Genomic DNA, 23,875 nt, shown 5'->3' on the forward strand with positions numbered 1-23,875 from the left:
CGGGGCGTGAGTCACGCGTCCCTGCCACCCCATAGGGGTGTCTGGACGCAGGAGCCCACCCAGCAGCCAGTTGGGCACTACCTCCAAGCCCGGTCCCTTCAGGGCCGGGTCAAGTTGACAGCGGCCCCGCCAGTGGTGTCCTCCACGGCCGCGCCGTCTGCGTGCCAACCGGCGGCCTCGTAGAAGCGCCGGGCGCGTTCATTGTCTTCTAGTACCCACAACGTGGCTTGCGCGTAGTCGGCCTGTCCGAGAGTCGTCAACGTGGCCAGCATCAACTGCTTTCCGATCCCGGTGCCCCAGACCTCGGGCATCGTGTAGAGCGTGCCGATTTCCGCGATGGCAGGGGTCTCCTGGGACGGGCTGAAACCTGCGAACCCGATGATCCCGGCCTCGGTTTCGGCTACCAGTACTCCCGACGTTGGCCACTGTGTCTCCGCGATGCGTGTCTTCCAGCCGGACTCTTCACGGCTTGGGTCCATGGCGTCGAGGTAGCGCTGCGGAACAAGACCGGCAAAGGCCGCGTGCCAGGAGCGCACGTAGACGCCGGCGACCGCTGAAGCGTCATCAGGCCATGCCTGTCGAATCCGCATGGCCGTCATTCTTCAAGGCTCCACAAGCCGGGCCAAGTTCTTTTCCAGAGGGCGATGTCGAGTGCTCTGCTGCCTGTTCCAGCAGCGCCCGCGCCGAGTCCGCGTAGCGGATGGCGGTCTTCTCATCGAGTCCGAAGACCTCGGCGAGGTGGAGCGGGTCGGGGCCGTGGACCAGGGCTTCTTCGAGCTGGCGGTCGACACGGAGCCGTTCCGGCGTGGCCGTCCGGCCGTAAAGCGCCGTCGAGACGGAGACACCGCTGACGGGCCCGGTCTCCAGCGCGGTCTGCTTGTTGATCAGAAGGTGCGGGTTGGCGGTGTCGGGCCAGCGTCGTCGCCGGTCGTCCAGCCAGGCGAGGGCGAGCTGCAGCGTCAGCTCGTCCAGGGGCCGGACGCGGTCGTCGATGACCAGTCGGCGGTTGCCGATGTCGAGGTCGTCGCCGGGTTCTTGAAGATCGTGCCGCTCTTCAGGGAGTCCAGGCAGGGGGGCGCACGGTCCGGCAGGCGCTCCGGGTGTGCCCGGGGATTCGGGCGGAGCGGCTGCGTCCGGAACGTCGGGGATGCAACGATACGGGCCGTGCGTCGCGGCGCCGCCGCGGAGGCGTGGGGGGCAGCAGCCCGGAATGCGAGGTGGCCCGTGCCGAGTTTCGCCTCACCCCGGTTCGCCGGGGATCCCCTGCTCGAAGACATCCTCAACGACCCGGACACCGGGACCCTGAAGCTCCAGCCCGGCAGCCCGCCGGACAGCGTGATCCGGCTCCAGCAGGCGCTGTTCGACCTGTGCTGGACGGAGCGGATCGACACCCCGGTGACCGATCCGGCCCAGTTCGTCATCGGGATCTACGGACCGCTCACCCAGAAGACGGTGGTCGCCTACAAGACCCGGTACGGCATCCACTTCCCGCCCGACGCGCCGACCGGTCTCGTCGACGGCCTGGCCGGGCCGCGGACGTTCCAGCAGCTCGACCGGCACTGCGTGATGTACGACGAGGCGGACGCCGTCATCGCTGCCAAGGCCCGGCAGGTCACGGCGGCGACGGGGCGTGAGTACGCGTTCCGGACGCGTCCGGTCCTCGATACCAACGGGGCGGTGCGGCTCCAGTCCGGGGGCGGCGACCCGACGTCGCCGAGCCGGATCTCGGCCCGGCCTGGGCTCGGCGCGTTCCTCGTGGCCGACGATTTCTTCAAGGCGTACCAGAAGCAGGGCGAGGAGGCCGGGCCGCTCGGCTTCCCGGTCGCGGACGCGCGAGAGGACGGCGGCCCGGGCATCTTCCTGCAGCAGTTCGAGCACGGAAGCCTGCGCATCAACAACGGCAACGTGAGCGTCCGTCTGGACGGGGTCCCGCCCGGGCCGTTCGTGGAGCTCGGCCCCGGATTCTGACGCCGACCGGAGAGGACACGCGCGTGGCCGACAACAGGATCCGCCTCGTGCGGCCCGACGACCTGCTCGTCGCGTCCGTCCAGTTCCACAACCTGGTGCTCGCCCCGGACGGCTCGGCGCTGGTGCGGGTGGTCGGGGGCGCGCCCGCCGGCGTGGTTCTGCGGCTTCCGCCGCAGCACTACCTGGAGCCCGCCCTCACCTCCGCGACCCAGCGGCTCGCCGAGGCGTACGGGCTGCGCCACGAGCCGGCGTACGCCGTTCCTCTGCTCGCCGGCCCGGGGGCACGCTTCGAGTGGGCGCTGCCGGCCGGCCTCGAGCGCGTCGAACTCGACGTCGGCTCCGGCGGATTGCTCGGGGCGCTCGCCGGGCTCGACCCGGTACCGGGCGGCACCAGGTTCGACGCGCTCGCGAACCTGTCGTTCCAGGCCGCGGACGTCGCATGGGCGCTGCCGCCCGCGCCGGACGGGACCGGACCGCGTCATCCGCTCTGGCGGGTGCGGGCGGACGTGCCGGACGGGACCGTGTTCCCCGCCGGCGCCCCGATGCACGCGTCGTTCCCGCACGTGCTCGACGCGGTGCTCGTGACCGGGCGAGGCGCGGACCACGTGTACGGGCGCGACCGGTTGAAGGCGTATGGGCTGAACGGCCCGGCCGGGGTCACGCCGTCGCATCCCTTCCCGTACTTCATGCGCGGGTTCCTGGCCCGGGGCCTGACGGCGACCCCGCTGGGCGGGACGGTCTCGCTGTTCGGCCCGACGCCCGGCAGCGGCTCCGGCGACGGGGACAGTGAGGCGGCCGAGGACCGTACGGCGTTCGGGTACGAGCACCGGACCAGCCTCGGCCGGGACGTCTACTCCCGGCGCACCGTCACGGGCTGTCTGTCCAGCGGACACCGGGCCGTCGTCACCACGGTGACCGAACGCGTCCTGCGTACCGCGCAGCTCGCGGACAGCGACGGCCCCGCCGACACGATCACGGCCACGCTGCGGGCGCGCGCCGAACTCGTCGTCACCGAGCCCGTCCTGGACCTGACGGCGCTGGTCGGCGAGTACCCGCACGGCGGGCGCGAGATCCCGTTCGTCGCGCTGCGCGTCGACGTCGAGCGCACCGAGGTCGACGTGACCGCCGACGAGGACCCGACCGCGCCCGTCCGCCTCACCCTGGGCGGTGCGCCGATCGACTTCGGGCTCACCGGCGTCGACCACACCGGCCGCGCGGTCGAGTTCCGGACGTCCCTGGTCTTCCTGCCCGAGGGCCGGCCCGCCTCCGACCTCGGTCCGCTCGTCCCCCGCGAGGGCACACCCGCGGCGCTCGCTCCCACGCCCGTCGCCCTCGCGCCCGAGACGGGCCGGGGGCCGGGCTCGACGGGCATCACGGTCGCGGCCCTGGGCCTGGCGGTGCTCCCCGGGCGGTCGCGTGCCGTGCTGCCGACGGTCGGCGCGCTGCAGGTCCGCCTCGACGCGCTCGCCGGACTCGCCGACCGGGTGCCGGTCGTGCCGGCGTCCCTCGACGACACCTTCCTGAAGCACGGACTGGACGGAGCCGTGAACCCGCTTGGTCGGCTGCTCGCCCTCACGCCGCAGACGCTGGAGCTGCCGACGGCGGGCATCGGCGGGCTCGGCAACCCGGGCGGCGTCGTCGATCTGCTCACCGCGGAACGCGGGGCGATCGCGGGTGCCCTCGCGGCCGACCGGCCCGGCGCGGACGTGCTCCGGGCCGCCTTCCCGTCCGCCAGGCTGCTGGGCGCGATCGACCTGCGGCAGCTGCTGAACGAGGCGTCCTTCGAGGGGCTGGCGGCACCGCTGCTGACGCGTCTCGGTCCGCCGGGCGCCGAGACGCTCTCGTACCGCTTCGAGGCGAAGCTCGCCGGGAGCGATGCCGTGCTGCCCGTCCTCGTCGAACCGGGCGCCCGGCTGCTGCTGGACGCCCGGATCTACCGGTCCGGGGCGGCGGGCTTGGTCGCGACCTCGCAGGGCGAGGTGACCGGGGTCGGCTTCCGGCTGCCCGGCATCGTCGAGCTGCGCTTCGGCCGGATCGAGTTCACGACGGACGCCGGGGGCCGGACAAGCGTCGGCCTGGGGCCGCCCCCCGGTGCGGCCGCCGGACCGGGCGCGGTGCCCGGCATCGACGTCAGGTTCCTGGGCGCCTTCGAGTTCATGGCGGAGATCGCCCGGAAACTGGGCGAGCTCACCGGCGGTTCGGGCGCGCGCGTCGACGTGGACGGGAAGGGCGTCACGGCGGGGTTCCAGCTCGCGATCCCGACGCTCCCCCTCGGGGTGATGCAGCTCGCGAACCTCTCGGTCGCGGCGTTCCTGCGGATCCCGTTCGAGGACGGGCCGATCTGCTTCACCCTCGACGTGGCGAGCCGCGAACGGCCTTTCCTGGCCACCGTGTCGGTGTTCGGTGGCGGCGGGTATCTGTCCCTGGAGGCCACCCCGGACGGTGTGCGCAGGCTGGAGGCGGCCGTCGAGTTCGGCGGCAGCATGAGCCTCGACATCGTCGTCGCGAGCGGCGCGGTGAGCGTGATGGCCGGGATCTACTTCGGCCTCACGGAGGCGACGACGCCGCAGGGGACCGAGAAGAAGCTCGTGGTGTCGGCGTTCGTCCGCGCCTCGGGGCATCTCACCGTCCTCGGGATCGTCAGCGTCTTCGTGGAGTTCCGGATGGCGCTGGAGTACGCCCGGACGACCGTCGGCGGGTCCGAACACGCGGTGTTCCGGGGCACGGCGAGCGTCACCGTGGGCGTCAAGGTGCTGTTCTTCAGCAAGTCGGTCACGCTCACGGTCAGCCGCGAGTTTCTCGGATCGGCTGCCGACCCGACCTTCCTGGACTGCTACGACACCGACGACTGGGACACGTACTGCCTGGCCTTCTCGCCGGGCGCGGGCGCGCCGGCGGTGCCCGGCGATCCGTTCGGACAGGGGGCGGGCGCATGAGCGTGCAGGAGTCCTTCGACTGGGTGGCGCTGCCCGCCGGGACTGGCCCCGCCGCGGGCGGCGGCGGGAAGCAAGTGTGCCGGGTCTCGGTGTTCGTGGCGCCCCGGGTGACGCTCACCGGGGAGAGCGGGCGGACGCTGCGGCTCGACGAACTCGCCGATCTCGTGGACTGGCCCGCGGCTTTGGCCGCCATCCGGTTCGGGGTGGAGTTCGACGGGCGGCCGCCGGTCGAGGCGACGCGGGTGGGGCCGCCGCCCCGTCCGGAGCTGTGGCGGCGGGTGTTCCCGGGCACGACCCGGGTGGAGCCGTTCGTGCCCGACGACCCGACCGTGCACCAGGTCGTCGGGTACGCGGCGGCCGAGGTGCTCGACGTGATCGAGACCGGGTACGCGGACGCGGCGCTGCTCGCGCCGGTGCCGGCGGACGACCACTTCGCGCCCGAGTACTGGGCGCCGCAGCACTGGGTGCCGGAACTCCCCGAACCGCAGGGCGGCGGCGAGCCGTGGGTGGACGAGCCGGGCGGGGACCGGGAAGGGGGCGACGAGGAGGATCCGGGCGAGATCATCCGGGTGCATACGGAGCCGGAGGGCACCGGGGAGCCGGACGGTCTCACGCTCGACCCGTGGTCGATCGGCAGCCTGTTCCCCGCCTTCACCAGGACGGTCCAGGAGCCGGACAACTCCTGGCTGTACGGCCCGGGCGAGGGGTTCGCGAACGTCCTCGCCCGCGCCGAGTACGTCTCCGGGGAGCGCCGGACGTTCGCGGGCGATGCGGCAGTGGACGGGACGGACGTGGACGGGGCGGGGCTCCCGGACGGCGGCCGGGCGGCATGGGAGGTGGCACGGTTCGCCGACAACATGGCGCTGGTCTGGGACCGGGAGGGGGTCGTCGCGGCGGTCGGGGCCTGGGAAACGGCGGAGGCAGCGGCGGAGGCGGAGGCCGCGGCGGAGCCGACGTCCGAGGAGCGCCGGGCCGCCCTCGTGGAGAGCTACGACCTGCACCGGGTCCTCGCCGCGCTGGGCGACCACCCGGCCCTGCTGCGGGCGCTGGGGCTCGTCGTCGACCTGGAGGCCGAGGCCGACGCACCGGACCACGGCAGGGTCCGTGTCGTGGTGGAGCGCCCGCCGGCCTCGGGCACGAGCGCGGTCACGCGGGTCGACCGTACGCCGTGGGTCGCCGTGACCGCCGCCGCGCCGAACGGCTTCGCCGCCGGACCGGCGGGCGACGCAACCGTCCCGGCGGGACTCGAACCGCTGGACCGCCACCGTGTCGTGCAGGTCGACCTGGAGGGCGCGGGCGCGCAGTTGCTGACCCGAGCCGCCGAGGAGACAACTGGGGCGGCCACCGGCGCCGCCGCGCTTCCGGCGCTGCGCACAGTGGGCCTGCGGCTGGTGGAACAGGGCTCCGCCGCCCGGCTCGTCGGGCGCGCGGCCCGCGCGAAAGACCTGCGCCTCGCCGCCGAAAGCGATGCCGGCGAGCACATCACGGAGCTGGTGGGGAACGCGTACGCGGACGGCGCGCTGGACGCCGACGACGTCCAGCGCGGCTTCCGGCTCGACGTGTTCGACGAGTCCGCCGGCGCCTGGCACACGCTGCACGGCCGGGTGGCCCGGTACTCCGGCGACGAGGGCCCGCTGCTGGGGCCGGTGGTCGACGAGGGCTCATTCACGGGGTCGTTCACCGGCCGCCCGCTGGCGCCCGGCGAGGACCTGACCCCAGGCGACGTGATCGCCGTCGACGACGCCCTGGCGACCTGGGACGGCTGGAGCCTGGCCGCGCCCCGGCCGGGCCGGGCGGTGAGCGCCGACCCGCGCGACGGCGACGCCGCGCACCGCGCGGAGCACGGCACGGAGGTCGTCGGGCGGCCCGTGAACGACGCCGCGACCTCGACCGGGCTGCGCATCGACACGGCGGCGCTGCCGGGTTCGCTGCCCCGGCTCCGGTTCGGCCGCCGCTACCGGATGCGGCTGCGCTCGGTGGACCTCGCGGGGAACGCGCTGACCGTGCCGCAGGCGGACCGGGCCCTTGCCGAAGCCGACGAGGCCGGAGCCGACGGCTCCGGCGTCGCGGTGACCCCGTCCGTGACGTTCCGGCGGTACGAACCGGTGCCGCCGCCGGTGCCGGCGTACTCGCCCGACCCGGCAGGACCGCCTCCGGCCCGGCCGGGCGAGAGCGAGCGGCGGATCGCAGTGCGCAGCGGACTCGACCCGGGCGACAGCGCGTTCGGCGCCGCGCCGGGCACGGCCGAGCGGCTGCTGTTCGCCCCGGCGTGTCCCGTCGCCCTCGCCGAGTGGCACGGCGTGTTCGACGAGGGGATCGGGGCGGGGGCGTCCGCGCAGGCGCGGGCGGACGCGTACCGGCGGGCGGGCCGCGAGTCGGGCGCGCTGCGGCCGGGGGCGACCGAACTGCCCTGGCTGGCCGACCCCATGTCGGCGGGCGCCTGCTTCTCCGGTCTGCCGGGCATGGCCGAGGACGAGGTGCTTACCGTGCCCTGGCCGTCCTCGCCCGTCGGGCCCGGGCCGCTCCGGCTGCGCCTTGTGGCGCTCGACACCGACGAGGTGCGCCCGCCGGAGGTCGACGAAGCGGCGGGGACGCTCACCGCGTTCCTCGGGCCCGGCGGGCGCGTCACGGCGACGGTGTCGAGCATGCTCGCCGATGACGTGGTGATGGCGCTGCCCACGCTGTGGCGGGGAAGGCTCCGCCCGGAGCAGGTCGGGGACGCTGAGGCGCGGCTCGCGCGGCACCGGCACGCGATGGTGACACCGGGTCTGCCGGTCGAGCTCGTGCACGCCACGCAGCGGCCGCTGTTCGCGCCCCGCCCCGCCGAGCCGCTGGAGCTCGCTCCGCGCGCGGCCGACGACACGGTGCTGCGGGTGTATGTGCCGTGGAACGTTCACGCGCCGAGCACGGGCACGGTGGAGCTGGAGGCGACCTGGCGGGTGCCGCGCGACGAGCCGGTGCCGGCGGAGTCGCCGGCCCCGGAGGGTCCTCGCTTCGTGCCCGCGGTGGACACGGTGACGGCCCGGGCCGGGCGGCCTCTGCTCGTGCCCGTCCTCGGCGGCGCGTCGTCCACGCTCGCAGCGGTGGCAGTACGCGACGACGAGCCGGGGTCCGGTCCGGCCTGGGCGTCCGTGGACCTGGGCACGACGGCCCATGTGGAGCTGCGGGTACGGGCGGTGGCGGCGAGCCGGTTCGCGGAGTTCTTCCCGCCGGAGTACGGCGCGTCGCCCGGGGACGACCACATGCCGGCGCGGCCGAGCCGTCTCACGGCCGTGTCGGAGGAGGTGGCGGCGGAGGTGCCGGGCACCCGGCGGCCGCCCGCCCCGGCGGTGGTGGAGGTTATGCCGCTGGTGGTGCGCCGCCGCTGGACGGAGGACGTGTACGTCGGGGACCACGCGGGCATGCCTCACGGGCCGAAGCGCCCTGACGACGCGTGGGACGAGGAGGACAGCCCGTCCAGCTGGCTGGGGACGCTGGTCGGCGAGGACCATGTGGTGCGCCGGGAGGGCGGCTGGCTGCGGGTGTGGCTGGCGCGGCCGTGGTTCGTGACGGGGTGGCAGGAGTACCCGGCGGTGGTCGCCCGCGTCGACGGCGGGCTGCCGGACCCCGGGGCGGGTTCCGCGGACCGGGTCTCGACGCTGGTGGCCCCGGACCCGGCGCGCGGGGTTCCGGTCTTCGCCGGGATCACGCCGGAGGCGCTGGGCGGGTGGCCGGGAGCCTGGGCGACGGTGCGGCTCGCCGAGACGCGGGAATCCGACGAGAACGGCGGCCCCGAGGTGGCTCTGTCGGACCGGACGGTCGACTGGGATCCCGATCGGGGCGCCTGGTTCACCGATCTGCGGGTGGACGTGCCCGCGCTGTACTTCCCGTTCGTCCGGCTGGCGCTGGCGCGGCATCAGCCGTACGCGATCCACCGGGTGTCGCCGGTGGTGACGCCGGACCCGGTCCAAGTGCTGCCGAACCGGGAGCTGCGCTGCGAGGTGCGAAAGCGGGAGGTGACCGTGAGCCTGACCGGCCCGGGTTTCGACACGGCCCTGATGCCCGTCGACCGGGGCACGCCGGACGCCCCGGACTGGACGATGGAGCCGGTGCCGGACGGCGCTCCGGGCCGGGTCCGGGTCGTGCTGCAGCGCCGGGCGCGGACCGGCGGCGACGAACTCCTCGCGTGGGAGGACGTGTTCGAGCAACGGATGCCGAACGCGACAACCGCTGGGCCCGGCCGCCTCGACGCCCGCGTGATCCTCCCCGTCGACCCGACCGGCCCGCCGGGCGAGTTCCGGCTACTGGTCCTCGAGGAGGACGTCGCGCACGGCCCCCGGCTCTTCGAGGAGCCGGAGGGCACGCGGGGCCGGGTCGTCTTCGCGGAGACGGTTCCGCTGCCGCGGGCGGTCGCGCCGCCCGTCGGCTGACACGCAGGCAGGCCTTGCTGCTCTGCCCGCAGCAGAACTGACGCCGATCACAATCCGGTTCACCTAGGGTGGGCCGGATGGGACGACACATTCCCTTCGCACAGCTGCACAACTTCCGTGACCTGGGCGGATATACGGCCGCCGACGGGCGGAGCGTTCGGTGGGGCCGGCTCTACCGGTCGGTGGAGTGGTGCACCTGCCAATTTCGTCTGAGTGCTTCGAGCTCGCTCCGGGGGAAGTACTCACCCCATTTGCCCCGGTATCCACTCTCGCCATAGACCGTCGCGACTTCGTCGAAGCAGCGAACCACCGCCCGCACATCGATATCGCCTACTGCAACCGCCCCATGCCCGCAGAGAACGTCCGCGACGCCGTGCGGCCCCTGCGGAACCTCCAGCCCGTCGAGGTCCCGGTCTGCCGGGTCCGCTTGGTGGAGCTGCGCCGAGAGCACCGGGCCTACCGGTGGGAGGTCATCCACGAGCTGGCGTTGCGCCGAGCGCGGCCGAAGGCTGACAGCCTCCGAGGCTGCGAGGCGTCGACCAAGCGTGATCATCAAGGCGGGGCGGGGTGTACGCGTTCACTGCGGCAGAGCGAGAGCGGCGGAGGTGGCTTTTGAACAGCATCCCGGCTGGGAGACCATGGTCGCAGTCATGGTGTCTCGCTCACCACATGAGGTGGACGTTCTCCTGCCGGGCAGCGCCGATCGGCCCATTCCGACGCGGCGCGAGACCGGCGCCCTTGACGATCGCGGTAATCGGCGACCCAGCCGGTGCCCGCGCAGCTCGCCACCACGCGGGCCGACGTCCTGGATCACAACAGACCCCACGATCGGGATCGAGCAACGACCTGCGTCGCCGGACCGTGCGCTCGCTGACTCAGACGGCTCGTACCCGGTAGGGGTTACCTCCGTAGGCGTTGAAAAACGATTCCCGCTACGTCGTTGAGCCACTGTCCGAGGCCGATCCCTGATGGCGGTGATACGTCCATACCCAAGTTCGAGGCGGTCCGCTTGAGGTCTCTGTCTGTGGTGGCCATGGTGAGCAGTTCCGTGATGTCCCGCAAAAGTTGGTCCAGGTCGGTGTCCGATGCTCCCGACAAGTATTCGTCGATGGCTTCACCGTAGGACGTGTACTCATCGAAGAAGTCTTGATGGAAATAGGCGCCAAGGAACTGATTCAGTTCGGGGAAGCGTTCTCTGCACTCCCACGAGTTCTCCGGCAGCGTCCGGATCTTCTGCGCGGGGCTTTGGAGGTGGCGGACCAGGTGCTCGCGGATGATGCGGAGACAGTCTTCAACGCTGCGGCCCGCTGTTGGTGCGATCTTCGGGAACAGTTCGATGTCGTCAGCGATCTCGGGGGAGAACAGGCCGGTCCGGAGAATGTCATCAAGTTGATGTACCGCAGTGGACGCCCTCTGCGGGTCCGCGGAAACGATCCTGAGGTATACAGACAGTGCCGGTCCAGGGGTCTCGGGAGTATCGGTGAAGGTGTAGCCGTGCGCCGCGTACGCCTCCAAGAGTTCCTGGACCTCGTAGAACCGGAATCCGGGGCTGGGGGACGATGTCATGCGAGTGCTCCGTTGGGATCGTGAGTCAGGGTGCGGTGGGGTACGAGGTCAGGATCCGGAAACCCGCGGGGGCGTCACTCCTGCATGCTGTCACTCGTCGCCTGACCGTGCAGGAACCGAGGGCTGCGTGGCATTCCACGCCGCCGTTCTACGCAGTTTCGTCCACGACTTCGGGGAGCTCCTGGCCGAGCCTGAGGTAGTTCTCCGTGCAATCGGCGCCAGCTGAACCCCATCTGGTCCACGTCGCCGACGCGGCCGAGGCGTACACCTTGGCGAACGCGCGGCCCGCATCGTCGTCGCTGGCCATTCCATGGCTTCACATCGTTCCGCATCTGGGCCAACTCCCGCTCAAGAGCATCACGGCGGCGGAGCTGCGCAAGTACACGGCAAAGTTGGAGGCTACCGTCTCCTCGGTCGACTATCGGCGAGGAATCTTGTCCGAGTTGTCCAGCGTTCTGGAAGCGGCCGTCGACGACAAGCGGCTCGTCCGGAACCCCATGCACGCGAAATCCGTACGCTGGCCTAAGGCATCGCGTGAGCGCCGAGAGGCGTGGTCGTTGGTGACGGCGCTTGGAGTTCGCGACGTGATCAGCCCGCGCCACCGGATAGCCGTTGTGGTGGGTCTGGGATGCGGGCTTCGTCAGGGCGAAGTGTTCGGCGCGAGCCCCGAGGACATCGACTATGCGAGAGGCGTGCTTCATGTCCGCCGCCAAGTTCAGGCGATCAGCGGGAGGTTGTACTTTGCCCTGCCGAAGGGGGGGCGAAGACACGTACCGTCGACATGCCCCGCTCAGTAGCCGAGGAGTTGAAGCGTCACGTCGAGGCGTTCCCACCCGTAGAGGTGGAGCTTCCGTGGGAGAAGCCCGGGCCGGACAGGCCGCGCAGGAAGTTCGCCCTTCTGCTCACGACACGGTTCGGCAACGCCGTGGCTGTGAACACATGGAACACGCACACCTGGAAACCTGCGCCGGCCAAGGCCGGCATCATCCCGCCGCGCCCAAGGGGGCGAAGCCGTGGCAGTGGGAGGCGGCACCGAAGGACGGCTTCCACGTGCTACGGCACACCTACGCCTCGATCATGCTGGAGGCGGGGGAGTCCGTGGTGACTGTGGCGCGGTGGCTCGGGCACTCTTCGCCGGCTGTCACGCTCGGTTACTATGCCCTCTTCATGCCGGAGGCCGGGACGAAGGGCGCGCCGTCATCGACGGACTGCTTGCCGGTCGAAACTCCCCAGATTCTCCCCAGGGCTGATCGGGGGCGATTCCCCAGGCTGTACGGCGCTGGGCTTGTCCGTGGATTGCCAGGGAGCGGAGCCGTATAGCCTGGGGAAATGCTGACAGAAGTCACAGCGACCCGCTACGTCACGCCCCTGCGTGAGGGCGGTTCGCTCCCGGGCATCGTCGAGGCCGACGATCTCGGTACGTACGTCATGAAGTTCACCGGAGCCGGACAGGGCCGCAAGACCCTGGTCGCCGAGGTCATCTGCGGACAGCTCGGGCGCCGGCTCGGGCTGCGGGTCCCGGAGCTCGTGCAGATCCAGCTCGACCCGGTCATCGGTCTCTCCGAGCCGGACCAGGAGGTGCAGGAGCTGCTGAAGGCCAGCGGCGGCCTCAACCTCGGGATGGACTTCCTGCCCGGCTCGATCGGCTTCGACCCGCTTGCGTACCAGGTGGGCCCGGAGGAGGCGGGCCGGGTCGTCTGGTTCGACGCGCTGATCAACAACGTCGACCGGTCCTGGCGCAACCCCAACATGCTCGTCTGGCACGGCGACCTCTGGCTGATCGACCATGGCGCCACCATGATCTGGCATCACAACTGGCCGGGTGCGCAGGTCTCCGCCGCCAAGCCGTACGACGCCTCCGACCACGCGCTCGCGCCTTTCGCGCCGGACATCGCGGCCGCTGCGGCCGAGCTGGCCCCGCGCGTCACCGAGGAGTTGCTGACCGAGGCGGCCGCGGACGTCCCCGACGAGTGGCTGGTCGACGAGCCCGGCTTCGACTCCACCGACGCACTGCGCCGCGCCTATGTGGAGGCCCTGCTGTCGCGGGCCGCCACCATCCATGAGCGGATCACGCTGAGCGCGCCCTCCAAGCCGCGCCCCTCGCAGGCGCCGGGCTGGCTGACCGAGCACCTCACCCCCTGGCCGCACCCCACCAGGAAGGGCGGGGGCAAGTGAGCGACCGCGACGTCTTCGAGTACGCGCTGCTGCGCGTCGTGCCGCGGGTCGAGCGCGGCGAGTGCTTCAACGCCGGCGTGGTGGTCTACTGCCGCGCGAAGTCCTATGTGGCCGCCCGTACGTACCTGGACGAGGGCAAGCTGCTGGCCCTGGACCCGCAGGCCGACGTGGTCGGTGTGCGGGCCGCGCTGCACGCCGTCGAGGGCGTGTGCAAGGGCGGGGAGGACGCGGGGCAGGCGGCGCGGGACGACGCCGGCCGGCGTTTCCGCTGGCTGATCGCGCCGCGTTCGACGGTCGTCCAGCCGGGTCCCGTGCACACCGGACTGACGGCCGATCCGGAGGCCGAGGTCGAGCGCCTGCTAGATGTGCTGGTGCGCTGATCGGACGAGCCCCGGGGAGGCGCGTGCCCCGGGGCACCCGGTGGGCCGTTGACACCGGGTGCCAGGGCTTCTAGCGTCTCGTCTGCTGAAGGTACTAAGCGGTCGCTCATTCATCTGGGCCGTGCCGGGCGGCCGTATCCAACGGGATCCAAGGGCGAGGAGAACCAACCATGTCGACCAGCGAGCAGCGCGTTGCGATCGTGACCGGGGCGGCGCGAGGCATTGGCGCCGCCACTGCCGTGCGTCTGGCGGCCGAGGGTCGTGCCGTCGCCGTACTCGACCTCGACGAGGCGGCGTGCAAGGACACCGTCGAGAAGATCACCGCAGCGGGTGGGAAGGCCATTGCGGTCGGCTGCGACGTCTCGGACTCCGCCCAGGTGGAGGCTGCCGTGGCGCGCGTCGCCGACGAGCTCGGCGCGCCGACGATCCTCGTCAACAACGCGGGTGTGCTCCGCGACAACCTGCTCTTCAAGATGAGCGAGTCCGACTGGGACATCGTGATGAACGTGCACCTCAAGGGCGCGTTCCTGATGGCGAAGGCCTGCCAGAAGCACATGGTCGACGCCGGCTTCGGCCGGATCGTGTCCCTGTCCTCCAGCTCGGCGCTGGGCAACCGCGGCCAGGCCAACTACTCCGCCGTCAAGGCCGGACTGCAGGGCTTCACCAAGACCCTCGCCAAGGAGCTCGGCAAGTTCGGCGTCACGGCCAACGCCGTCGCGCCCGGCTTCATCGTCACCGAGATGACCGCCCAGACGGCCGCGCGCGTCGGCATGGGCTTCGAGGAGTTCCAGGCCGCTGCGGCCACCCAGATCCCCGTGCAGCGTGTCGGCAGGCCGGAGGACGTTGCCAACGCGATCGCCTTCTTCACGGGCGACGACGCCGGATTCGTCTCCGGCCAGGTCATGTACGTGGCCGGCGGCCCGCTCAACTGAACCGGAGGCGACAGAGATGACCGCACAGGAACTTCCCCCGCTCTCCGGCAAGGTCGCCCTCGTCACGGGCGCCAGCCGGGGCATCGGATACGGCATCGCCGAGGCGCTCGTCGCCCGCGGTGACCGCGTCTGCATCACCGGCCGCGGCGAGGACGCCCTCAAGGAGGCCGTAGAGCGGCTCGGCGCCGACCGGGTGATCGCCGTCGCGGGCAAGGCCCATGACGAAGCGCACCAGGCGGCCGCCGTCGAGCGCGCGATGGAGGCGTTCGGCCGCGTCGACTTCCTCGTCAACAACGCCGGCACCAACCCGGTCTTCGGCCCGATCGCCGAGCTCGACCTCGGGGTGGCCCGCAAGGTCTACGAGACCAATGTGATCTCGGCGCTCGGCTTCGCCCAGCAGACCTGGAAGGCCTGGCAGAAGGAGAACGGCGGTGCGATCGTGAACATCGCGTCCGTCGCCGGGCTCTCCGCGTCCCCCTTCATCGGGGCGTACGGCATGAGCAAGGCGGCGATGATCAATCTGACCCTCCAGCTGGCGCACGAATTCGCCCCGGTCGTCCGGGTCAATGCCATCGCGCCCGCGGTGATCAAGACAAAGTTCGCGGAAGCCCTTTACGAGGGCCGGGAGGCGGAGGCGGCCGCGGCCTATCCGCTGGCCCGGCTCGGCGTTCCCGAGGACATCGGTGGCGCCGCCGCGTTTCTCACCTCCGACCAGTCGGACTGGATCACGGGACAGACGCTCGTCGTCGACGGAGGTATTTTCCTGAATGCCGGAGTCCACTGATCCGGTTTGTGCCTGATTGACTCAGGATTGCCTCAAGTGCCCCGCCCGACCTCCCCGTTGATCCGGCGGGGCACTGCGGTATGGTTCGCCGACCCATGGCTGAACGAGGAGCGTGCACGTGTTCAACCGGACGATGCTGCGGGCGGCTGCAGCCCTTGCGTCCATATCCCTGGTGGCGGGATGCGGTCTGTTTTCGGACGAGGACGCCGATGGGGCCAAGCCAGTGGTGGTCGGCACGACGAGTGAGCCCAGCACACTCGATCCAGCCGCCGCGTGGGACGGCTCGTGGGAGCTGTACCGCAATGTGTTCCAGACGCTCCTGAGTTTCCCGACCGGGAGCACGAGCCCGCAGCCCGATGCGGCTCAGAGCTGTAAATTCACCGATCCGACGAATACGGCGTTCCAGTGCACGCTGCGGGAAAACCTTAAGTTCTCCAACGGGCACAAGCTGGACGCCGCCGCCGTCAAGCACTCCATCGACCGGATCCAGAAGATCAACGTCAACGGCGGTCCCAACGGACTGCTCGGATCCCTCAGCGAGGTGGAGACCGAAGGGGACCGCACGATCACCTTCCGGCTCACCAAGGCGGACGCCACCTTCCCGTTCATCCTCGCCACGCCCGCGATGTCCCTCGTCGACCCCGCCGAGTACCCGGCCGACAAGCTCCGCGAGGACGGCAAGCTCCTCGGCTCCGGCCCCTACGTCCTGGAGTCCTACACGGAGGGCTCCGAGGCCCGGCTGAAGAGGAACGTCAGCTACAACGGCTTTGCCGACATCAAGAACGAAGCCGTCACCATTCGGTACTTCAAGGACTCCGAAGTGATGGTGAGCGCGCTCAAGAACAAGGAGATCGACGTCACCAACCGAGGTCTCACCTCGGAGGAGGTCGTCGCCCTGCAGGAGAAGAAGCCCGAGAACGAGGGGCTCCAGGTCGTCGAGACCGTCGGCGCCGACATCCGCTACCTGGTCTTCAACCCCAAGGACCCGGCCGCGGCCAAGCTCCCGGTGCGCCGGGCGATCGCCCAGATCGTCGACCGTGAGGCCCTCGTCGCCGAGGTCTACCAGGGCACGGCCGAGCCGCTGTACTCCATGGTCCCCAAGGGCATCGCCGGGCACACCACCAGCTTCTTCGACACGTTCGGCGACCCGGACGTCGACAGGGCCCGCGAGATCCTCCAGGAGGCCGGGATCGACGCACCGGTCGAGCTGACCTTCTGGTTCACCACGGACCGCTACGGCTCGTCCACCGCTCCCGAGTTCGCCGAGCTCAAGCGGCAGCTGGAAAAGTCCGGACTGTTCAGGATCACGCTGAAGAGCAAGCCCTGGAAGGAGTTCCAGGCGGGCTACAAGAACGGCGAGTACCCGGTGTTCGGCCGAGGCTGGTTCCCGGACTTCCCGGACCCGGACAACTTCGTCGCGCCGTTCGTCGGCAAGAACAACGCGCTCGGCACCCCGTACGACAGCCCGGAGATCGCCCAGCAGCTCACGCTGTCCCGCAAGGAGAGCGACCGGGGGGCCGTGTCCAAGCAGTTCGAGCGGGCGCAGGAGGTCCTCGTGGAGGACGTCCGGCTGCTTCCGCTGTGGCAGGGCAAGCTGCACATCGCCGCCAGCGAGGAGATCGCGGGCTGCGAGCGAGCCATGGACCCGCAGACGATCATGCAGGTGTGGGAGCTGCAGCGGAAGACCAGCTGGTAGACGGCCGCGGCCGGGCCCGCGCCCGGCCGCCGGCGGCGGTTGTCAGTGGCCACCGGTAGGTTCTCCGATCAGAGAACCCGATCAGAGAACTGATCGCATACCGGAGGTTGTTGACGTGACCGACACCGCCATGCTGCCCGAGTCCTGGCGCGGCGTCCTCGGCGAGGAGCTCCAGAAGCCCTACTTCAAGGAGCTCGTCGACTTCGTCGAGGACGAGCGCGCCAAGGGGCCGGTGTACCCGCCGCGCGAGGAGGTCTTCGCCGCGCTGGACGCCACGCCCTTCGACCGGGTCAAGGTGCTGATCCTCGGCCAGGACCCGTATCACGGGGAGGGTCAGGGCCACGGCCTGTGCTTCTCGGTGCGGCCGGGCGTCAAGACCCCGCCGTCCCTGCGGAACATCTACAAGGAGATGCAGGAGGAGCTGGGCCACCCCGTGCCGGACAACGGCTATCTGATGCCGTGGGCCCAGCAGGGCGTCCTCCTCCTCAACGCGGTGCTCACCGTGCGGGCCGGCGAGGCCAACTCCCACAAGGGCAAGGGCTGGGAGAAGTTCACGGACGCGGTGATCACCGCCGTGGCCTCGCGGCCCGACCCGGCGGTCTTCGTCCTCTGGGGCAACTACGCCCAGAAGAAGCTGCCCCTGATCGACGAGCAGCGCCACGTGGTCGTGAAGGGCGCCCACCCGTCGCCGCTCTCCGCGAAGAAGTTCTTCGGCTCCCGTCCGTTCACGCAGATCAACGAGGCCGTGGCGGCCCAGGGTCACGAGCCGATCGACTGGCGCATCCCCGACCTCGGCTGACGGTTGGCGCACCTGGCTGACAGGCTCGGGCCCCGGTCCGAGCCTGTGCCGGAATGCCGGTGGCGGCCGCTAGCGTCTGGAGCACGCATGTCCATGCGATCAAGACGCTGGAGGCCGCGGTGAGGGAGCAGCACGAGACGTCGGAAGACGCCGTCATGACCAGGATCGGGCAGGCGGTCATGCTGCTCCACGCAGGGGACCGCGAGGAGGCGCGCAACCGCTTCGGGGAACTGTGGGCGCAGATCGGCGAGGCCGGCGACCCGCTGCACCGCTGCACCCTCGCCCACTACATGGCGGACACCCAGGACGACCCCGGGGACGAGCTGGCCTGGGACCTGCGGGCGCTGTCCGCGGCCGAGGGGCTGACCGACGAGCGCCTGGCGCGGCACGACACGGCGGTCGCGGTGCGCGGAATGTACCCGTCGCTGCATCTGAATCTCGCCGCGGACTATGTGAAGCTCCACCGCCCGGAGGCCGCGCGCGCCCATCTGGACCGTGCGCGTGCGGCGTCGGCGGCCCTGGGCGACGACGGGTACGGGGACGGTGTGCGCGCGGCGATCGCGCGGCTGGACCGGCAGCTGGCGGAGGGCTGATCCGGACCCGCTCACCGGCTCTGCTCACTGGTCCCGCTCACCGGTCCCGCTCAGCGGTCCGGGACTACTCGCCCGTCGCGCCGTCGATCTGCTCGCGGATGAGATCGGCGTGCCCGTTGTGGCGGGCGTACTCCTCGATCATGTGGTGGTAGATCCAGCGGAGGCTGAACGGCTCGCCCGCCTTGCTCTTGCGTGCGGAGACGTCGTCCAGCGAACGGGACGCGGTCAGCTCGCGGGCCCTGGCGATCTCCGCCCGCCATGTGGAATGGGCCGCGTCCCAGGTGTCCTGGTCCCCGACATGGAACTCGCCGTCCGGATCCTCCTCCGAGTAGTGGAGCGGCGGGACCTGCTCGTCGGCCAGGACGCGGCGGAACCAGTGGCGTTCGACATCCGCCAGATGCCGTACGAGCCCGAGGAGCGAGAGCTCGGAGGGCGCGAGGGGTGCCCGGCGCAGCTGTTCGTCGTCGAGCCCCGCGCACTTCCAGGCCAGGGTCTCGCGGTGGTAGTCGAGAAAGCCCTCCAGCAGCGCGCGCTCGTCGGCGACGGTGGAGGGCTCGGTACGAAGATCGGCTGTTGTCATGGCGGGCATCCTGGCCGATCGGTCCGGCCCGTGGCCAGGCATTAACCGGCGAGCGTGCGGTGATTCCCGTCCGCGCCGTGACCCCCGTCCGTGCCGGGCCCCGCGTCCGCGGCGCGACCACGGTGCGTTGCCCGGTCTCCCAGCATGCCGCGGAGCAACTCGCCGAAGCCCTTCCTGAGCTCCGCCCTGCTGGGCACCCTCGCGTGGTACGACCCCACTGCGCAGGAGAACATCAGCCCCTCGCACCATGCGACCAGCGACAGCGCGTGCCGCTCCGGCTCGGCCGACCCGGCGCCCGCCATCAGCGCCACCAGCGGCTCGCGGAACGCGGCGCCCGTCCGGTCGTAGTACGCGCGCAACTCGGGCCTGCGCGTGGCCTCCAGGGCCAGCTCGTAGCGGGAGACCAGCAGCGCCCGGTGGTCGGTGAGATACCGGTGCAGCGCCAGGGCCAGCGCGTCGGTCAGGGCCTCGGCGCTGCCCCGGGGGGCCGGCATCTCGTCCGGCGTGAGCACCTGCATCTCGCGCTCCGCCTGGCGTCGTACGGCCGCTTCCAGGAGGGCCTGCCGGGTGCGGGCGTGGTTGGAGGTCGAGCCCTGCGGCAGTCCGGCGGCCTCGTCCACGGCCCGGTGGGTGAGCCCGCGCATGCCCCGCTCGGCGAGCAGGGTCAGAGCGGCGTCGGCGATCAGTTCGGCGCGGGCGGCGGACGTGCGTGCGGTCATGGGGACAACCTACCTCCCTTACTACATCTGTAGTACGGTGGCGAGGTCACTACAGTTGTAGTTACGAGGAGGAGTCATGGACCGGACCCGCGCTCCCCGCGCCGTCGTCGTCGGAGGCGGCATCGGCGGTCTCACCGCCGCCGTCGCCCTGCACCAGCAGGGCTGGGACACCACCGTGCTGGAGCGCGCCGCCGCCCTCACCCCCGTCGGCGCCGGAATCGGCCTCGCCCCCAACTCCCAGCGCGCCCTCGACGTCATCGGACTCGGCGAGCGGGTCAGGTCCCTGTCCGCCTGGCAGGGCGACGGCGGCCTGCGCACCCCCAAGGGCCGCTGGCTGAACCGCACCGACAGCGCCGCCACCACCGAGCGCTTCGGCGGCCCGCTCGTCCTGCTGCACCGCGCGACCCTCGTCGACCTCCTGGCCTCCGCGCTTCCCGACGGAGCCGTCAGGACCGGAGCCGGCGCCACCCTCGCGGACGCGGGCGACGACCGCCGCCCCGCCGTCGTCACCACCCCCGGCGGCGACCTGGAGGCCGACCTCGTCGTCGCCGCGGACGGCATCAACTCCGCCGTGCGCCGGGCGCTGTTCCCCGACCACCCGGGACCGCGGTACTCCGGCTTCACCACATGGCGCGTCGTCGTGCCCGCCCCCGACCGCCCCTTCGCCCCGCACGAGACCTGGGGCCGGGGCCGCATCTGGGGCACCCAGCCGCTGAAGGACGGCCGCGTCTACGCGTACGCCGCCGCCGTGACGCCCCCGGGCGGGCGCGCCCCGGACGGCGAGAAGGCCGAGCTGCTGCGCCGCTTCGGCGACTGGCACGAGCCGGTCCCCGGCATCATCGCGGCCGCCGAGCCCGCCGGAGTGCTGCGCCACGACGTGCACCACATGGCCGAGCCCCTGCCCGCCTACCACCACGGCCGGGTCGCCCTCGTCGGCGACGCCGCCCACGCCATGCAGCCCACCCTCGGCCAGGGCGGCAACCAGGCCATCGAGGACGCGATCGTGCTCGCCCACCACGCACGCCGCGGCGTGGACGCCGTCCACGACCTCGCCGCGTACACCGGCGACCGGCTGCCCCGCACCATGGGGATCGTGCGGCAGGCCACGAGGACGGGCCGCATGGCCATGCTCAGCAGCCCCGCCGCCGTCGCCGTACGCGACACACTCGTCGCTGCCGTCTCCCGCTTCGGCCCCGGCCTCGTCCTGCGCAGCTTCGACGGCATCGCCGACTGGCGGCCGCCGCAGCACACGTATGCTGCCGGTGCTGCCGCAACGGCGGGCACACACACGGCGACATGACGACGCGAGAGGGAGGCCAACGGTGAAGGTCGGCTGCATCGGGCTCGGCGACATCGCGGAGAAGGCGTACCTGCCGGTGCTCACCACCCGTGCGGATGTCGAACTGCATCTGCACACCCGGACCCCGGCCACCCTCGACCGGATCGCGGCGGCCCACCACATCCCCGGGGCCCACTGCCACACCACCCTGGACTCCCTCCTCGCCCAGGGCCTCGACGCCGCCTTCGTGCACGCACCCACTCCCACCCACCCCGAGCTCGTCGCACGCCTGCTGGAGGCCGGCGTACCGACCTACGTCGACAAGCCGCTCGCGTACGAACTCGCCGACTCCGCCCGCCTGGTGGAGCTCTCCGAACGGACCGGCACGAGCCTCGCCGTCGGCTTCAACCGCCGCTTCGCCCCCGGCTACTCCCAGTGCCTGGACCACCCGCGCGAGATCGTCCTCATGCGCAAGAACCGCGTCGGGCTCCCCGAGGACCCGCGCACCCTCGTCCTCGACGACTTCATCCATGTCGTCGACACCCTCCGCTTCCTCGTCCCCGGCCCGGTCGAGCACACCGACGTACGGGCCCGGATCCGCGACGGGCTCATGCACCACGTCGTCCTGCAGCTCTCCGGCGACGGCTTCACCGCGATCGGCATGATGAACCGGCTGAACGGCTCCACGGAGGAGATCCTCGAAGTCGCGGGCCAGGACACCAAGCGGGAGGTCCTCAACCTCGCCGACGTCATCGACCACAAGGGCCAGCCGACCGTGCGGCGGCGCGGCGACTGGGTGCCGGTGGCGCGCCAGCGCGGTATCGAGCAGTGCGTGTCCGCCTTCCTCGACGCCGTCCGCGCGGGCAAGTTCCTCAGCGCCCAGGACGCACTGCTGACCCATGAGCTGTGCGAGCGGGTGGTGCGGCAGTCTCTGGCGCAGGCTTCCTGAGAGCCCGCAGGCCCTCCGCCGCGCACAGCGCCGCCAGCACCGCCAGCGCGCCGTACACCGGCCAGTCGCCGAGCCGGACGTACGGCGTCGTGCCGCCGGCCAGCGGGACCTCATAGACGGCGGAGGCACTGGTGCCGGTGCTCAGCCGCTCACCCACGGGCTCACCCCCGGGCCCGTACACCGCGCTCACACCCGTGAGCGTCGCGTGTACCATCGGCCGGCCCGTCTCCGCCGCCCGCAGCGCCGCGAGTGAGGCATGCTGCGCGGGTGCCCAGCTGTCCTGGAAGGTCGACGTCGCCGACTGGGCGATCAGCAGCTGGGTGCCGCTCCTGACCAGCCGGCGGCTCATGTCGGGGAACGCCGACTCGAAGCACACCAGCGGACCCACCCGAAGACCCGCCCGGCCCTCGTCGTCCGGCAGCACCATCACGGACTGACGGCTGCCGCGCATCCGGTCCTCGCCCGCGGCCTTGCCCACGGACGTCGCCCAGCCGAGCAGCGCCCGGGCCGGGACGTACTCGCCGAAGGGCACCAGCCGCATCTTGTCGTAGCGGTCACCGGTCGGGCCGTCGGGCCCGACCAGCACACTGCTCTTGAAGATCCCCGGGCGGTCCGAGCGCCGCGCGTCCACATTGACCAGCACATCGGCGCCCACGGCACGCGACACCGCGGCGAGCCGCGCCGCGAACCGGGGCCGCGCGGCCAGATCCACACCGACACTGCTCTCGCCCCACACCACGAGATCCACGTCCCGGCCCGCCAGCTCCCGGGTGAGCTGCTCGCCGCGGGCGAAGCGCCGGTCGGCTCCGCCGACGCCGTTGATGACCCCCGGCTGCACGACGGCGATCCGCACGTCCTCACCGCTCCGCCCGGGCCGCGGCGCCCACAGCCACACCGCCCCGACCGCCAGCGCGCACGCGCAGACACCCGCCACCGCGGGAACGCGTGCCGTCGGGACCGCCACCAGCACCACCACCGCCGTGTTCACCGCCACCACCAGCAGGCTCACCAGCCACACCCCGCCCACCGAGGCGAGCCGCAGCGCGGGTGGCACCTGCCACTGACTGGCCCCGAGCAGCCCCCACGGGCCGCCCAACCCCTCCCAGGACCTGACCACTTCCACCATCAGCCAGCCCGACGGCACGACGGCGATCGCGGCGGCGGCCCGGCCCGGCGACGGCGCCCCGCCCAGCATCGAGCGGACCAGCCACCCCCACGGCGCCCAGAGCAGCCCGAGCAGCGCCGCGATCAGCAGGATGAACACATGGAGGTTCGGCATCAGCCAGTGGTGCATGGCCAGCATGAAACCGGTACCGCCGAGCCAGCCCTCGACGACGGCGCGACGCCCGGTCGGAGCCGTACGGACCAACAGCAGCCACGGCACGAGGGCGACGTACGCGAACCACCACAGCCCCGGCGCCGGAAACGCGAGCACGGGCAGCGCGCCCGTCGCGAACACGGCCACGCCGCGCCACCACGGCGACGCCGACAGCCTCGTCAGCTGCTCCCGCCGGCCGACCGGAATCCGCATGCCGCGCCTCCCTCGCCCCAGACCCGAGGGCCCGGAGCCCCGAGAGCAGTGTGTGTCTCCAGTGTGGGGGAGCGGCGCCGACCGGGACAGTGCGCGGGCGATCAGTCGGCGGCCGTGGCGAGGAAAGCGGCGTGCCGCCACTTCTCCTGCACGGTCACCGAACGAAGCCGCCACCCACCGTCCGTGCGCGCGAGGCCGAACGCGTACCGTCCGCCGGAGACGAAGTCATCGCCCGACTCCAGCCGCATCGGATTGACGTAGTCGGCCTGTGCCTCCGCCGCGTCGCCCGGATAGCCGCCGAGATCCTCGATGCGCACCCGCCGGTTGACGATCAGATGCTGCCGTACGGGGAACAGGCGCATCGTCTCCGCCAGCCAGCCGGCGACCTCTTCCGCGGGGCCCTCGACACCGCCCGCGGCGCGGTAGTCGGCACGGCCGTCCGGGGTGAAAAGAGCCCGGTACCCGCCCCAGTCGGCGTCGTCCACGGTCACCGCGTAGCCGGTGATCACGTCGTCGATCGCCAGCCGGTCCATCACCGTCGCGAGATTCACGCGCTGCGTCATCGGCCAAGTGTGGGTC

Annotated in this window: 20 protein-coding genes and 1 pseudogene; 15 read left to right on the forward strand and 6 right to left on the reverse strand. The window is 71.8% G+C overall.

The genetic code is table 11. The features are described from left to right. Positions 1–98: 98 nt before the first annotated feature. Entirely contained in the window at positions 99–590 is a 492-nt protein-coding gene (locus tag ACFV9O_RS33030; protein ID WP_385424507.1) for a GNAT family N-acetyltransferase, read from the reverse strand. Positions 591–1,224: 634 nt separating this feature from the next. Here ACFV9O_RS33030 and ACFV9O_RS33035 point away from each other — a divergent pair. The 4 genes and pseudogenes from ACFV9O_RS33035 to ACFV9O_RS33050 all read left to right on the forward strand — a co-directional run. Next, positions 1,225–1,968, forward strand: a complete 744-nt coding sequence (locus ACFV9O_RS33035; RefSeq protein ID WP_385424510.1) for an LGFP repeat-containing protein — start codon at positions 1,225–1,227, stop codon at positions 1,966–1,968. Positions 1,969–1,991: 23 nt separating this feature from the next. Further along, complete coding sequence (locus tag ACFV9O_RS33040) at positions 1,992–4,904, forward strand: hypothetical protein (protein ID WP_385424513.1); 2,913 nt, start codon at positions 1,992–1,994, stop codon at positions 4,902–4,904. Then, a complete protein-coding gene (locus ACFV9O_RS33045; RefSeq protein WP_385424515.1) occupies positions 4,901–9,313 on the forward strand; it encodes a hypothetical protein in 4,413 nt (1,470 codons plus the stop codon). Before ACFV9O_RS33040 ends, ACFV9O_RS33045 begins: the two co-directional genes overlap by 4 nt. A 77-nt stretch (positions 9,314–9,390) precedes the next feature. Beyond that, positions 9,391–9,495: pseudogene (locus ACFV9O_RS33050) on the forward strand (tyrosine-protein phosphatase); the annotation flags it as partial. A 718-nt stretch (positions 9,496–10,213) separates the two neighbouring features. Here ACFV9O_RS33050 and ACFV9O_RS33055 read toward each other — a convergent pair. Next, positions 10,214–10,879, reverse strand: coding sequence for a contact-dependent growth inhibition system immunity protein (locus tag ACFV9O_RS33055; protein ID WP_385424517.1), 666 nt, complete (start codon positions 10,877–10,879; stop codon positions 10,214–10,216). 206 nt (positions 10,880–11,085) lie between these two features. Here ACFV9O_RS33055 and ACFV9O_RS33060 point away from each other — a divergent pair, with 206 nt between their 5' ends. The 9 genes from ACFV9O_RS33060 to ACFV9O_RS33100 all read left to right on the forward strand — a co-directional run bounded on the left by ACFV9O_RS33060 (position 11,086) and on the right by ACFV9O_RS33100 (position 18,238). Next, complete coding sequence (locus tag ACFV9O_RS33060) at positions 11,086–11,676, forward strand: tyrosine-type recombinase/integrase (RefSeq protein ID WP_385424520.1); 591 nt, start codon at positions 11,086–11,088, stop codon at positions 11,674–11,676. A 280-nt stretch (positions 11,677–11,956) separates the two neighbouring features. Beyond that, positions 11,957–12,199 (forward strand): hypothetical protein, encoded by a 243-nt coding sequence (locus ACFV9O_RS33065; protein WP_385424573.1) that lies wholly within the window; start codon positions 11,957–11,959, stop codon positions 12,197–12,199. Between the two features lie 9 nt (positions 12,200–12,208). Further along, the gene (locus ACFV9O_RS33070; protein ID WP_385424522.1) at positions 12,209–13,054 is read left to right on the forward strand and encodes a HipA family kinase; all 846 of its coding nucleotides are present in this window, start codon (positions 12,209–12,211) and stop codon (positions 13,052–13,054) included. Then, positions 13,051–13,434 (forward strand): DUF3037 domain-containing protein, encoded by a 384-nt coding sequence (locus ACFV9O_RS33075; RefSeq protein ID WP_385424525.1) that lies wholly within the window; start codon positions 13,051–13,053, stop codon positions 13,432–13,434. Before ACFV9O_RS33070 ends, ACFV9O_RS33075 begins: the two co-directional genes overlap by 4 nt. Positions 13,435–13,604: 170 nt before the next feature. After that, complete coding sequence (gene fabG / locus ACFV9O_RS33080) at positions 13,605–14,366, forward strand: 3-oxoacyl-ACP reductase FabG (protein ID WP_385424527.1); 762 nt, start codon at positions 13,605–13,607, stop codon at positions 14,364–14,366. 16 nt (positions 14,367–14,382) lie between these two features. Beyond that, a complete protein-coding gene (locus ACFV9O_RS33085) occupies positions 14,383–15,150 on the forward strand; it encodes an SDR family oxidoreductase (RefSeq protein WP_385424529.1) in 768 nt (255 codons plus the stop codon). 118 nt (positions 15,151–15,268) lie between these two features. After that, positions 15,269–16,846: an ABC transporter substrate-binding protein gene (locus tag ACFV9O_RS33090; RefSeq protein WP_385424532.1), complete on the forward strand. Its 1,578-nt coding sequence runs from the start codon at positions 15,269–15,271 to the stop codon at positions 16,844–16,846. Positions 16,847–16,961: 115 nt separating this feature from the next. After that, the gene (gene ung / locus ACFV9O_RS33095; RefSeq protein WP_385424535.1) at positions 16,962–17,645 is read left to right on the forward strand and encodes a uracil-DNA glycosylase; all 684 of its coding nucleotides are present in this window, start codon (positions 16,962–16,964) and stop codon (positions 17,643–17,645) included. Positions 17,646–17,764: 119 nt separating this feature from the next. Beyond that, positions 17,765–18,238 carry a hypothetical protein gene (locus tag ACFV9O_RS33100; RefSeq protein WP_385424576.1) on the forward strand — a complete coding sequence of 158 codons (474 nt, stop codon included), beginning with the start codon at positions 17,765–17,767 and terminating at the stop codon, positions 18,236–18,238. Between the two features lie 64 nt (positions 18,239–18,302). On the opposite strand, the gene ACFV9O_RS33105 is transcribed toward ACFV9O_RS33100, so the two are convergent. Together ACFV9O_RS33105 and ACFV9O_RS33110 are read right to left on the reverse strand one after the other, a co-directional pair. Beyond that, the gene (locus ACFV9O_RS33105) at positions 18,303–18,818 is read right to left on the reverse strand and encodes a DinB family protein (RefSeq protein WP_385424537.1); all 516 of its coding nucleotides are present in this window, start codon (positions 18,816–18,818) and stop codon (positions 18,303–18,305) included. 41 nt (positions 18,819–18,859) lie between these two features. Continuing rightward, on the reverse strand, positions 18,860–19,537 hold the full coding sequence (locus ACFV9O_RS33110; RefSeq protein ID WP_385424540.1) for a TetR/AcrR family transcriptional regulator: 678 nt from the start codon (positions 19,535–19,537) through the stop codon (positions 18,860–18,862). Positions 19,538–19,613: 76 nt separating this feature from the next. Between ACFV9O_RS33110 and ACFV9O_RS33115 the strand changes: the two genes are divergently transcribed. Both ACFV9O_RS33115 and ACFV9O_RS33120 read left to right on the forward strand, forming a co-directional pair. Beyond that, the gene (locus tag ACFV9O_RS33115; RefSeq protein ID WP_385424543.1) at positions 19,614–20,837 is read left to right on the forward strand and encodes an FAD-dependent monooxygenase; all 1,224 of its coding nucleotides are present in this window, start codon (positions 19,614–19,616) and stop codon (positions 20,835–20,837) included. A gap of 22 nt (positions 20,838–20,859) precedes the next feature. Next, the gene (locus ACFV9O_RS33120) at positions 20,860–21,765 is read left to right on the forward strand and encodes a Gfo/Idh/MocA family protein (RefSeq protein ID WP_385424546.1); all 906 of its coding nucleotides are present in this window, start codon (positions 20,860–20,862) and stop codon (positions 21,763–21,765) included. On the opposite strand, the gene lnt is transcribed toward ACFV9O_RS33120, so the two are convergent. Then, positions 21,689–23,296 carry an apolipoprotein N-acyltransferase gene (gene lnt / locus ACFV9O_RS33125; RefSeq protein WP_385424549.1) on the reverse strand — a complete coding sequence of 536 codons (1,608 nt, stop codon included), beginning with the start codon at positions 23,294–23,296 and terminating at the stop codon, positions 21,689–21,691. The two genes, ACFV9O_RS33120 and lnt, sit on opposite strands and share 77 nt — an antisense overlap. A gap of 101 nt (positions 23,297–23,397) precedes the next feature. Beyond that, positions 23,398–23,859 (reverse strand): nuclear transport factor 2 family protein, encoded by a 462-nt coding sequence (locus tag ACFV9O_RS33130; protein ID WP_385424552.1) that lies wholly within the window; start codon positions 23,857–23,859, stop codon positions 23,398–23,400. Between the last annotated feature and the right edge of the window lie 16 nt (positions 23,860–23,875).

This window comes from Streptomyces sp. NPDC059909 (assembly GCF_042730885.1).
In the GTDB taxonomy this organism is placed as follows: Bacteria; Actinomycetota; Actinomycetes; order Streptomycetales; family Streptomycetaceae; genus Streptomyces.